At 64.0% G+C, this 11,975-nt stretch carries 10 protein-coding genes; all 10 read right to left on the reverse strand.

Features of this window, described 5'->3' with window-relative positions; genetic code table 11:
• Positions 1 to 430: 430 nt before the first annotated feature.
• Positions 431 to 838 (reverse strand): hypothetical protein, encoded by a 408-nt coding sequence (locus A1351_RS12095; RefSeq protein ID WP_024882070.1) that lies wholly within the window; start codon positions 836 to 838, stop codon positions 431 to 433.
• A 43-nt stretch (positions 839 to 881) separates the two neighbouring features.
• On the reverse strand, positions 882 to 1,130 hold the full coding sequence (locus A1351_RS12100; RefSeq protein ID WP_064033080.1) for a hypothetical protein: 249 nt from the start codon (positions 1,128 to 1,130) through the stop codon (positions 882 to 884).
• A 138-nt stretch (positions 1,131 to 1,268) separates the two neighbouring features.
• Positions 1,269 to 1,589, reverse strand: a complete 321-nt coding sequence (locus A1351_RS12105) for a hypothetical protein (RefSeq protein ID WP_064033081.1) — start codon at positions 1,587 to 1,589, stop codon at positions 1,269 to 1,271.
• A gap of 331 nt (positions 1,590 to 1,920) precedes the next feature.
• Complete coding sequence (locus tag A1351_RS12110; RefSeq protein WP_064033088.1) at positions 1,921 to 3,594, reverse strand: ParB N-terminal domain-containing protein; 1,674 nt, start codon at positions 3,592 to 3,594, stop codon at positions 1,921 to 1,923.
• Between the two features lie 238 nt (positions 3,595 to 3,832).
• Complete coding sequence (locus tag A1351_RS12115) at positions 3,833 to 4,384, reverse strand: hypothetical protein (protein ID WP_064033082.1); 552 nt, start codon at positions 4,382 to 4,384, stop codon at positions 3,833 to 3,835.
• A 42-nt stretch (positions 4,385 to 4,426) separates the two neighbouring features.
• Positions 4,427 to 9,484, reverse strand: a complete 5,058-nt coding sequence (locus tag A1351_RS12120) for a DEAD/DEAH box helicase family protein (protein ID WP_064033083.1) — start codon at positions 9,482 to 9,484, stop codon at positions 4,427 to 4,429.
• Between the two features lie 116 nt (positions 9,485 to 9,600).
• Positions 9,601 to 9,927: a hypothetical protein gene (locus tag A1351_RS12125; protein WP_064033084.1), complete on the reverse strand. Its 327-nt coding sequence runs from the start codon at positions 9,925 to 9,927 to the stop codon at positions 9,601 to 9,603.
• Between the two features lie 217 nt (positions 9,928 to 10,144).
• Entirely contained in the window at positions 10,145 to 10,579 is a 435-nt protein-coding gene (locus A1351_RS12130; protein WP_064033085.1) for a hypothetical protein, read from the reverse strand.
• A 64-nt stretch (positions 10,580 to 10,643) separates the two neighbouring features.
• Entirely contained in the window at positions 10,644 to 11,696 is a 1,053-nt protein-coding gene (locus A1351_RS12135; RefSeq protein WP_245291641.1) for a phosphoadenosine phosphosulfate reductase family protein, read from the reverse strand.
• A gap of 5 nt (positions 11,697 to 11,701) precedes the next feature.
• On the reverse strand, positions 11,702 to 11,956 hold the full coding sequence (locus A1351_RS12140; RefSeq protein WP_245291640.1) for a zincin-like metallopeptidase domain-containing protein: 255 nt from the start codon (positions 11,954 to 11,956) through the stop codon (positions 11,702 to 11,704).
• Between the last annotated feature and the right edge of the window lie 19 nt (positions 11,957 to 11,975).

Here is an 11,975-nt window from a genome sequence, read left to right on the forward strand (position 1 = left end):
GCTGGATTTCGAAATCCGTCGCGGCCTTCCTCACAGGCGCTCTGTCGATAGCAGTCGGGGCTGGCGCGCTGGGCGCGGCCGTCGCCAGCATTGTCGTGTTGGTGCTGGACGGTCCGACAGCGATCCGAGGGCGCATGGTCGATGCGTCCTTCATTCATCCCGTCTCGGGCGTCAGCGATGACTTGGCGCGTCTATTCGAAAGAACCGCGAGCGAGCGAAGCGAGATTTCGGATTCGCGAACTTTCACCTCGAATCTGTCGCGACGAGAGCGGATGGCGCCACACTCGCCTTTTCAGACCGACGAATGAACTCAGCGGACGATTTGGCGCTCGCAAACAGCAAAAGCTCCGAGGGAATCCATTGTCGACACATTTCGGCGCCCTCTGCTTCACATGTGCGTCGAGAGCCAGAGCGCTCCGCGACGGCCTCGTTATGCTGCGACAGATCGAAGCGGCAACTTGCGACCGGCGAGCCGCGGAAGAGTCGGATATTCCGCCGCGTCTTTGCACATGCCGAGATCGTCGTGGAGGATCAATGTGCGGACGGCGATCTTGCGGATGCGCCCATCGCGAAGGGAGCGCACGAGGGCGAGATCGGAACGTCCGCTCACATAGACGTCCTCCCATTTGCCTGCGGCGGCGCTGCGACGGGAAGCGGCGACGACGCCATTCAAAAACGCGAGGACAATGCAGGGATTGCGGCGAATAGGCGCCCCGCGAAATCGATCACGCCAATAGCCGTCGTTCTGCAAATAGTAGATGGATCCGACGGCGATGACGCCGACGCCCTTCGGATTGTCGCCACCCTGGCGGCGTTGAGCATAATATTGCCGTATCATAGCGCAGCTCCCTAGTTAGGGCATCCCGTGGGAAGGCTTCATGTCAGTCCGCCCAAGCGCCGACATGAAGAACGGAACCGTCTTTGAAGGCGACACGAATACCGACGCCGCATTCGATTTCTGTTTTCGAGTGATCGATTTCGAAGGGCCAATCTTTCTGGATCAGCCTCATGGCGTATTCGACGGTCATGTCTCGGCCGTCTTCGCGGTCGAATGCGAATTGGGCCAGATGCGCGATGCTGGTGGCGCTGCCGAAAATTTCCGTGCTGACGTCGACCTGCGTCCTGGCCATGTTCACGCCTCCGGGAATCGGCCTCCGAAAAGATGGGACGGCGACGTTCGTGTCGTCGCGGTGAGAGGGAAAAGACCGCGGCACTGGCCCTCTAGTTCGCGTCGTCGGGCAGTGCGCGTCGCGCATGACACTGCCGCATCAGGCGCCACCGTCTTCGAAATCCACCTCTGAAGGCGGCTGTGCTCGCGAGGCGGGCGTCTCGAGGTCGATCTCCTCGACCTCGTCGCCGTTGTCGTCGAGCAACACGCAATAGACGCGCGTCCGAACGATATTGTCGGGCTCGATTCGGGCGCTCTGGCCGTCGGGCAGAGAGACCCAGTTCGACGATTTCTCCCGCGCACGGGCATGGGCGTCGACGAGAACATTGGCGGCGTCACGGGTTGTAGGGGCGGCGACTCGGAATTCCGCGCAGTCGCTCTCCACCAGCTCTTCCACAAGTAGAATTCTGTAGGTCGGCATTAGAAGGCTCCGTAGCTCGAACATTCACAAATGCGCGGCGCTTCAGGACGAAACTTCCTCTGATGTGGGAGGAGATCTGTCGGAAGCGAGCGCGCGGATTTTGTCGATGGCGGCGTTCGCGGCGCGGCGACTGAGGTAGGACGCTTCATTGAGATCGTACGCCTCGGTTCTGGGAGCAGGACGGGGCGATCGACTGTTGGTCATGAAGTCGATGCGCCAGCTTCCATCCTGGAATTGAAAAGCGTACATGAGCGAACCTCCCGTCCTCGGGGTTCATGGCAGCGTGCAGAAGAGCGCGGCCGACGGTAAGCCGGCCGCGCCGATGCGTTGATCAGGCGAATTCCTCGGCTTGCTGATCCTCTTCCGGGTCGCCGTCCTCGTCGGTGGCGCCGATCTCCGTATCGAAGCCGTCGACGTTTTGGCCCTCGCCCTCGTCCTCCTCGGCGCGTTCGGCCGCTCGGGCGAGTTGGTTCGCGATCTCTTCTTCCGACAGAGCGAACCGCGCGGCCGGTAGCACGAATGTGGCGCCCGCGAGCTGGTCGATGAGGGCGGCGCGGGTCTCCTTGGCGCGCGGACGCGGCAGCACGGAGTGCTGCGCGGCGGCCTTTTCGAGCGCAGCCTTCGAAAGCGACGACAGAAAATCGTCCGTCGCCATATTGGGAAGATGCGCATCCGCGCCGATCGCGTCTCCGACGAGGCGGGCGGCGGCGCCGCTCGAATGATAGCCGGGGCGGCAGTTGAGAACATGGGCCAGCATGTCGCGCGCTGCCTTCCGAACGAGGGCGGCGTCCTGGGTGATGCGTCCCTCATTGGCGAGCCGATGCGCGAGGCCTCGACGCATGGGCGAGGAGTAGCCGCTGGCTTTCACATCGACATTGTCGGCGGCGAAGGCGACGACGAGCAGACTGAGAAGAGTGAAGTCGTCGATCTCGTTTTCCACGAGCGCTCTGACGAGCGCGTCGGTGCGGAAATCGCCGATGATCGCGAGACCCTTTTGCGTGATCTCAGGACGAGTGCGAGTGGGCTCCGAGAGCGTCTCGGACGTCCCGCCGGAGGCTGCATTCTTTCCCTTCTTCGGCTCTTCCTTCGGCAGGCGATAGACGATTTCCTTCACGGATCCGTCGCGGGTGTCGACGTAACGGCCGATCGTGTCGCTCTTTCTAGGCTGTCCCCAATTCCGCTCGGCCTTCGGCGGCAGCTTGCCCTGGCCGTATTCGTCAATTTGCAAAATGACTCCATTTTTCGGGAGATTGGCTTCGACCCATGCGGCTTGCGCGGCGAAAAACGCCTCGACCTGGGTGGTGTAGCGGTTGTCCTGATCGCCCTGCTCGAACAGATCATCCTCCCAGACGATGCCGAAAGCCTGCTCTTCGTCTGGGCCGAATTTCGCGTTTTTGGCGTAGATGCGCCTTTTGTCGAGGGCGCGAGCGACCTCATGCCAAATGACGGTCTCCTCGCCCTTCTTGGGCTTTCGCTTCTTCCAGACGGAAGCCTGCTCGTCGGCCCCGGCGGCGGCGATCGTGCGCAAAAGACTTTCCTGTGGCATGTCGCCCTTGGCGATCTGGTCGAGCATCTCCGGATGAATATGGGCGAGCAGGCGCAATTTCTTGATCGTGCGCACGGGCAGGGCGAGAGCATCGCCGATCGCCTCTTCCGTCCAATTATCGGACGTGAGCGCTTCAATGGTGCGCCATTGGTCGACCGGCCCCATCTGAACTCGGACGACGTTCTCAGAGAGCGCGCGGAGATTGTCGGCGCCGTCGTCGGGGCCGCGGACGAGGACGATAATCTGTTCGAAGCCGGCGCCGATGGCGGCGCGGACGCGCCCATGGCCGGCGACGATGACGAGATCGTCGCCGTCGGGACGCACAACGGGCGGCTGCGTGATGCCGGTCGCCTTGATATTGGCGATCATTTGCCGATCGGCATGCTCACTGGGAGCGATGCGGCGGGGATTGCTGGGATTCGGCTTGAGATTACGGGGGTCGACGTGACGCAGTTCCATGGCGATGATCTCCTCTTTCAATTCGAATTGCCGATCTTCTTTTCGAAGACGAGGATCGAACGCCCCGATCGCGGACGGCGGGGCAAGAGCGCGCGGAACGCGCGGGAGCAGAGCGACGCACTCTTGCGGCGACGGCCGCGCATGGGGCAAATCGCCTTTTTCTTCATTCTGATTTTCGTGTTTGTTCCGCTCGGCGTTCGCGATCATCGACAATCGCAGCGCGCAGGAGCCACGTCATTCATTCGGAGAAATCGAACAGCGATCCTTGGCGCAGGACCGTCGGCGGCTCGGGCGCTGTCGCCGGCGACGCCAGAGCGGAGAGCGCATCCGACCGGGGCATCGGCTCGTATTTGGCTTTCAGACGCTCGAGCAACTCGCGCTCTCGGCGAGCGACGTCATTGTCGCGCTGCGCCTTTACGATCGCGAGAAGGTTCGCCGTCGTGATCCGCGATTGGACGAGGATCTCGACGTCGCAAAATGTAAATTCCGCTGAGCCATAACAGGGCCATTGCAGCGTCTGCTCAAGGAATTCTGCCTTGGTTTCCAAAGCCAGAAAGAAGTGCTCGAAGAAGCCTTGCCTATCGTAGTAGGCAATGTTTCCAAAGCTGTTGGAGAGGCGCACATACAGTCGATCGGTGAAGCCGCTCTTCGGGCAGTCGTCGGCGAGGAATTTCAGCAGCGCGTTTGCGAACCAGGCCTTGTCGTCGGACGAATGGAATTTGGTCGGCGTGAAGTCGGCGGCCGTCAGTTGCGGTGTTCGGAGAGATCGAATGATTGCGGACGGGAGCATCGAGAGTCTCCTGATTGGATTGAGGCAAGCCGCCGACGAGCGTCAGGCCGCGGAGCTGGCCTCGGCGTTTCCGTCATCATTCGCGGCGAGCGACGCGTCGAGCGCCGCCAGCTCGTCGCGTTTCGCGTCGAGCTCGTCTTCGTAGGCGAAAGCTTCATCGAGGCGCCGGCGATAGGCCGGGAGGCGTCCGGCGGCGTCACTCATGGCGCGCTTCTGCTCGGCCAACTCCACTTCGAAGCGCGAGAGGCAATATTCGAGACGAGAGATGATGCCGAGCGGCGTCAGATCGTGAGAATATTCGATGTCGAGATGTTGGCCGGCGCGCTGCATCGTCAACTCGACATCCGCGAGCTTCTGGCGCTCGACGGATCTCGCCGTTACGGACAAATCGAAGCCGCCGATATTGGCGACGCGCCAGTCGCCGCCCGCGCCTTCGAATTCCTTGGCGCGGATGCCTCTGAGCAGGGCGGCGCCGGCGTCCTTGCGTTCGACGAAACGCTCGCCGTTCACCTCCATGCGGAAGGCGTCGCCGCGGGTCGGGATTCGCCGGGCGATGTCCTGCTCGATCTCGCCGATCCGCCTTTCGGCGTGACGGAGCGAGGACTCGGTCGAGGAGATCGTGCGGCGGACGGCGTATTGATCGTCGAAATGCGCGTCGCGCAGGCGCTCCAGGCGAGCGATCTCGGCTTCGAGCCCGGCCTTCTGCATGAGCCTCGGGTCGCCCGATGCAATGGCCTTCGCCATGGCGAATTGATTGACCTGCGATCCGGCGTCCTCCAGTCGGCGGATGCTGCGGTCGCCCGACATGGCCATTTCGATGAAGCGGGCTTTCCGCTCCAGCAATTGCCAGCCGGTGGCGTCGACGCTGCCCTTGGTGGCGTAGGCGTAGAGCTCGATCTCGTCATTCTCGTTGCCCTGGCGCTCGATGCGGCCTTCGCGCTGTTCGATGTGCGAGGGGAGCCAGGGAACGTCGAGATGATGGAGCGCGACCAGTCGGCGCTGGGCGTTGACGCCCGTGCCCATCGTGTCGGACGATCCGATGACGATGCGGGTCTTGCCGGCGTTGATATCCTGGAACAGGCGCTGCTTGGCGCTCGACTTCTTGTAATCCTGCATGAAGGCGATCTGCTCGGCGGGGACGCCGAGCGCGACGAGCCGCGACTTGATCCAGCGGTAGGCCGAGAAGCCGCGCGTCGCCTCCACATTGAGCGTGCCGAGATCGGAGAAGATCATCTGCGCCGCGCCGGGCAACAGGTAGGGAACGCCATCCGCCCGCGTGTAGCGGCGGTCGGAGGTCTCGCTCCAGATCGAATAGACATTGTCGATCAGGGCGTTGAGCTTGTTGCCGTCCTCATTCGCGTGGCCGGGGAGGACGAAGCGCAGATCGATGGCGGCGTGGCGACCGTCGGTGATGACGGAGAGGAGAATGTCGTCGCCCTTCTCGGGCTTCCCCTTGCGGGCCTCGATGACGGCGATGCGCTGGGCGAGGATTTTCTGATAGGCCTTGAAGGCGGCGCTCGGCTCTGCCGTGACGATCTGGCGCTTGCCGCCCTTGATGCTCGGCAAACGCAGATAATGGCGCAGGTCCGATTTGAGCACGACGTCGGCGACCGAGCGATACATGGCCATGAGATCGGCGACATTCACGAATTCCGAAAAGCGCGTGACCGGCTTGTAGAGCCCCGACGGCTGCAGCTCGAGCTCGGTGCGCGTCTCGCCGAAGGTCGCCGCCCAGGCGTCGAACTCATGAATGCCCCGCTCTTCGAGGGTTTCCGGCTGCATGAAGCGCTGCAGGGTGAACATCTCGCCGAGCGTGTTGGTGATCGGCGTGCCCGAGGCGAGGAGCAGGGCGCGGCCGGGATTCTTCTCGTCGACGAAGCGGGATTTGACGAAAAGGTCCCAGGCGCGCTGCGATCCGTCCGGATCGACGCCCTTCAGGCTCGTCATATTGGTGGCGAAAGAGAGCTTGCGGAACTCCTGCGCCTCGTCGACGATGAGCTGGTCGACGCCCATCTCGCCGATGGTCAGGAGGTCGTCCTTGCGGCTCTGCAAGGATTCGAGCTTGGCCTCCAGGCCTTCCTTCATGCGCTCGATGCGCTTGCGCGAGATGCGGTCGTCGCCGTCGATCTTCTCGAGCAATTCGGAATAGCTGGCGAGATGGTTCTGAACGAGCGCCTGCTCGAAGGCGGCGGGCGCCGGCACGAATTTGAAGGCGCTGTGGGTGATGATGATGCAATCCCACTGCGCCGTCGCGGCGCGGGCGAGGAAGCGCTGGCGCTTGTCCTTGGAGAAATTCGTCTCGTCGGCGACCAGAATGCGGGCGTTCGGATAGAGCAGGAGGAATTCACGGCTGGCCTGCGCCAGGCAATGACCGGGAACGACCAGCATCGCCTTGGCGACGAGGCCGAGCCGCTTCTGCTCCATGATGGCGGCGGCGATGGTGAAGGTCTTTCCGGCGCCGACCGAATGGGCGATATAGGTCTTGCCGGCGCTGACGATGCGCCAGATGGCGCGCTTCTGGTGGTCGTAGAATTTGATGACGCTGCTCGCGCCGGGAAGCTGGAGATGGCCTCCGTCGAAATGCCGCGGGACCAGATTGTTGAACTGGTCATTGTAGATGCGGGTGAGACGCTCGGCCCGCTCGACATTGGTCCAGACCCAACGCTCGAAAGCGGTTTTGATCTTGGCGAGTTTCTCCTTGGCGGCCTCGGTCTCGGCGGCGTTGAGCTCGCGCCGCTCTCTGCCATCCTCCTTCCAGACGTCATAGATTTGCGGGATCGACGAATTGAGCGCGTCGCCGAGCAGCAGGCCGGCGTTGCGGCGCGCCGTGCCCCATTCGGAGGTCGCCTCGGCGCGGCCGGAGAAGGCGGAGAGCTCGACGGTCCAGGAGGCGATCTCGACGGTGTGGCGGATCGAGGCCTTCACGCCGATGACCTCGGCGACGAACCCCATGACGGCGTCGATCGGGATCCAGGGCGCGCCGAGCCGGGCGGAAATATCCGAGGGCTTCAGATCCTCGGGCTGGACCGGGCCGAGCGCCTCGACATTGCGCCGATAGCGCGCATCTCGCTCGGCCGCGCCGATCGCGGCGGCGAGCTTAGTGCGCACTGGGCCGGACAGATAGGCGTCGGCGGTCTGCCAGCTCTCGAAGCCTTCGATCGTCGTCTGCGGGTCGAGGAAGACGCGATCCCCGAGTTCGGCGAGCGCTTCGTCGCGCGAACGGCCGAGGAGGTCGGCGATGCGGTCGATGTCCACATGGCCGAGCTCGTGCAGGGTGACGGCGAGGGCGTCGGCCGCGCTTTCGATCGTCGGCGTCGCCGGCGGATGCAGCACGCGCTCGGAGAAGATCGGACCTTTGGTCGCCGTTCCGGTCTCGACGTCATAGTCCTCGATCGAGGCGACGAGCCAGACGTCGGGGTCGTCGAGGAAGGGCTGGAGATTGGGCCGGCGCTGCGTCTCGCGCGCCTCGCCGGTCTTCGGATCGGTCGTCTCGGTGATGGTGGTGAGATTGATCGCTCCGAAATTGCGCAGGAAGCTGTTGTAGGCGATGCGCAGGCGCGTCTGGGCCAGACCCCAGGGCTCATTGGCCTCCTGGGCGCGCAGAACTTCGCGGATGGCGTCGCGGATCGGGATGAGGGTGCGAATGATGCGGGCGTGCTTTGCTGGAATGCCTTCGGTTCCCTTGCCGCCGCGCACCTCGATCTTGCGCGGCGCGCCGTCGATGATCTGCATCAGCGCGTCGTCGACGATGACGAAGCTGCCCTCCTTGATCGTCGCGCCTTCGGCCGCCGTCCCGACGCGAAGGGCGGGCCGGCTCGCCGCTGACGCCGCCGATCGCTCGCTCGGCTGATGGATTCCGCGCGGCAGGCGCGAAACGGCGGCGTCGATCTCGACGTCGAGCGTGGCGCGATCCTTTCGCAGGCAGGTGTAGGTCGGCCCATAGGCGCTGCTGGTCCGCGCATGGAGCCCCATGACCATCTCGGGATGATCAATGAAATACCGATTGATCGAAAGAGCCTCCTCGCCATCCTCGGCCGCGACGGCTTCGGCCAGTCCGTCCCAGAGCGCGCCGGCGGGCTCCTGCTCGGGGGCGCGCTTTTGCAGGAATAGAATGTCGACGACGACGTCGGTTCCGACAGCGGCGCTCATGGCTCCCTCGGGCAACCGGATCGCGCCGACGAGATCGGCCATGGCGGCGATATGGGCGCGCGCCTTGTCGTCGACCTTGTCCATGGTCCAGCGGCTGGTGACGAAGGCCGCGAGGCCGCCCGGCTTCAACCGCTCGATCGACCGTGCGATGAAATAATCATGCAGCGAAAGGTCGAGGCGCTCGGCTCCGTCGAGACGCGCGCGCCGATCGCTGAACGGTGGATTGCCGATGACGAGCTCAAAGCTCTCGGCGACGCGGGCCTTGGTGAAGTCTTCGCGCCGGATCCAGGCGTTCGGAAACAGCTGAGCGGCGATCCGCGCGGTCGTGGCGTCCATCTCGACGCCGGTGAGGCTCGATTTGCCGACGAGGCCTTCCGGCGCGAGGGCGAAGAAGAGGCCCGTCCCGCATCCGGGCTCCAGGATCGCGCCGCCGGAAAAGCCCATGCGCTGGACCGCGCGCCAGATGGCGCGGATGATGAACTCGGGCGTGTAATGGGCATATTGCGTGGCGCGGGCGAGGCTCGCCAGCTCTTCGCGCGGGACGAGCCGCTCCAGCTCCTCGCCCAGATCCTCCCAGCCCTCGGCGAAGCTCTCGCCGGCGCGGCGGAACATCATATCGGCGAGGTCGCGCGCGCCGAAGCCGACGAAGCGGCTCAGGGCCTCCTGTTCCTCGGGCGTGGCGTTGCGCTTCTCGGCCTCGATTTCCTGCGCGAGCCGAATGGCGGCGAGATTGTCGGCGGCGCGAGCCTTCCATCGGTGGGCGAGCTGGCGGTCGCCGCGCAACACGAAGTCCTGGGCAGGAATGGCCGGCGCCGCCGCGACGGCGGGCGCTTCGTCTTCTTCTGGGCGATCGGTCGAGGGGCGGAAGCCTCCGCCGTCGAGCGTCAATCCCCCGGAGAGGCTGGTCGAATCGAAGAGAGAAAGCGTCAGCTGATTGCTGTCCTTGGCCATGGCGAGAAATCCTTTCGGCGAGCACGAAAAAGCCCGGCGCGCGCTGGGCGGCCGGGCATGGGCAGAGGCGACGAATGTGCGAAGGGGAAGGTTCGGGAAGGCGGCGGTCGACGGACTCACCAGGGTCCGAAGGCGGCTTCTATGGCGGAACGCTCGCGTCGATCGACGAGATCGAGCGCTCGGATGTGAAGGGCCGAGCCCGAACGCGCGCGCGCGACGACATGCGCCCAGGCCTCTCTGTCGTCGCGAAATTTCGGCGGACCTTGCTCCGGGTCGTCGAACTTCTGCAGCTCGATGCGAGGCGCGCCGTCGCGATAGCTGCCGCAATCGGATATGACCCAGCCGTCGCGGCGCGCGGCGGCGTGGTCGAAGACGTCGAGGTCGAACGCCGCGGCGGTGGCGGCGTCGCGAATTTCGGATCCTGTCGTGCTTAAATTTTCCATCGGAGTCTCCTCTCGATCTTCTTCTCGAAGACCCCGATCACGCACCGAGGACGAACGGCTGGGGCAAAGGCGGCGCCTCGTGCGCCGGGATCGATCCGGCCCAGCGAAGCGGCCGGAGCGACCCACCCTTTGCGGCGGCCGTTCGTTCGCGGTAACGCCTTCCATTCATGTTCTTCTTTTTCGATTTCTCCTTTTCACGCCTACGAATTGCGCGGCGTCACGAATGGGGCCGAAGGAGCCGAGCCGCGGGCGTCTTGTCACGCGCGATGCGTTCCGAGAGCCAGCGCCGACAATCGATCCTGTCGACGATGCGCTGCGCGCCGAGATCGAGCAGGCAGGCCGCGCCGCCGAAAGCATCGAACGAGGGGAACACGCAGCCCTGACTCCAATGGAAACCCCATAGGCCGGTCAATCCGAACGTCCTCGCACAGCGCTGAACGAATGCAATCACTTGTTCGGGATCGCCGTCGTCGCCCGACACGATGCGAAGACATCCTCTATCGGCGTCGCTGGCTTTCACCGTGAAGCAGACGCGCTCAAATCTCGCGTCGAGCTCGTCCGCATATTGCTCATAGAGAGCAATCGCCGGAGGGACGAATTCAGAACGGCCGAGTGGAAGAACGCAGGAAAAATGCGTGTAGGAGCGGGACATGTCGATGTCTCCTCTGGGAGGCGCGAAACGGATTGTGAAAAAGGGAGGTCGAGAACTGCGGAATTCAGCCGGGACCGGCGGCGTCGCCGAAGGCGCCGGCAGGCAGGCGCCAGCGCTCGGTGGACGTGCGTATCGCCGGCGACCAAAACGCGGACATGGCGAGCTGCACGAGATCTCGCCGAGCGAGCGCGGCCGGATAGGGTCTGCCGCGATCGGCGACGGCATGGATGGGAGCGTCGCGTTTGACGGTGCAGCCGAAGCGCCGTTCGTATTCGGCGATCATCTCGAAGCGTTCCGGCGCCATCCATCTGATCGTCGCCAGCCGGTCGGGCGAGGCGAAGATGCAATGCATGCAGGAGACGCGGCCGAAGCCGAGCTGATAGGCGACATGCGGAACGACGCCGTGACGCCGGAGCAGATCCCAGACTTGTCGTTCCTCCAAGCCGTGGATCGGACGCCAATGATCGACGTGGCGAGGCCGGCGGGCTCCGCCGCGCGTATCGGTGCGATGCGGTTCGAACGTCAGATAGCGGGCCCTCGCTGGGCTCTCCTCGGCGCGTTCTCCGGTGATGATGAGCGTTCGCTTGCCGAGGAAGCGGGGCGAATTGCAGATCATGCTTCGCATCACGTCGATTTTCCCGACGGAACTGCACCAGCGAAGCCGCAAATCGGCCGTGACCTGGGGGAAGCGCAGACGCGTGCCCGGACCGCCGCGACCGCCGAATGTCGCGACATTTCCGTCGGTCGTCTCGAACATCACCGAAGCGGTGGGCTCGCTGTCGCGCAACATCTCGCGGCGCAGGCCTCCGTCACGCCATGAGAAGGAGAGCGGAAGGTCGAAGGCCTCGGCGATCGCTCGGCAGTAGCCTGCGGTGATCGGCCAATCGAACGTCGGTGGCCCGCGACCGTCGACGTCATGATGATGCAATTCGATACGAGCGGGATCGACGCCCTGATCGAGAAGATGAAGGAGCGCTGCGACCGAATCCTTTCCGCCGGACAGCGCAATCAATATGTAGTCGTAGCTCCTCAGATCGGGAGCAATGGAGGATTGGGGGCGAGAGAGAGCATGCGGATGCTCGCCGTCTTCGGGGTTCGTCGATAGGCCGCGCATCATGGCGATCACGCGGCCTCGACGAGGGGCGCGTCGCTATCAGAGGCGTCCTGTTCATCGGAAACGCTTCGGCTTTCGGCGAAGTCGGGATGAAAGGCGAGGCAATAATCAGCCGCCTTCTGCGCCGCCGCCGCCGCGCGAAAGATTTCACGCTTGTCACTCTTCAAACGCTCGATCCAAAATGATAGATAGCTCGCATGGTTCTCGATGTCCGTGGGCAGGCCGAGCTCCGTATTGATCATGCAGCTCGACAGGTCGGCCACTTATCCAGACACTGCGTAC

Source organism: Methylosinus sp. R-45379, assembly GCF_001644125.1.
Classification (GTDB): domain Bacteria; phylum Pseudomonadota; class Alphaproteobacteria; order Rhizobiales; family Beijerinckiaceae; genus Methylosinus.

Coding starts and splice junctions, on each gene's coding strand:
- A1351_RS12125 (WP_064033084.1), bottom strand. CDS start 9,927: ATGGAAAATTTAAGCACGACAGGATCCGAAATTCGCGACGCCGCCACC.
- A1351_RS12130 (WP_064033085.1), bottom strand. CDS start 10,579: ATGTCCCGCTCCTACACGCATTTTTCCTGCGTTCTTCCACTCGGCCGT.
- A1351_RS12100 (WP_064033080.1), bottom strand. CDS start 1,130: ATGGCCAGGACGCAGGTCGACGTCAGCACGGAAATTTTCGGCAGCGCC.
- A1351_RS12120 (WP_064033083.1), bottom strand. CDS start 9,484: ATGGCCAAGGACAGCAATCAGCTGACGCTTTCTCTCTTCGATTCGACC.
- A1351_RS12095 (WP_024882070.1), bottom strand. CDS start 838: ATGATACGGCAATATTATGCTCAACGCCGCCAGGGTGGCGACAATCCG.
- A1351_RS12110 (WP_064033088.1), bottom strand. CDS start 3,594: ATGGAACTGCGTCACGTCGACCCCCGTAATCTCAAGCCGAATCCCAGC.
- A1351_RS12105 (WP_064033081.1), bottom strand. CDS start 1,589: ATGCCGACCTACAGAATTCTACTTGTGGAAGAGCTGGTGGAGAGCGAC.
- A1351_RS12135 (WP_245291641.1), bottom strand. CDS start 11,696: ATGATGCGCGGCCTATCGACGAACCCCGAAGACGGCGAGCATCCGCAT.
- A1351_RS12115 (WP_064033082.1), bottom strand. CDS start 4,384: ATGCTCCCGTCCGCAATCATTCGATCTCTCCGAACACCGCAACTGACG.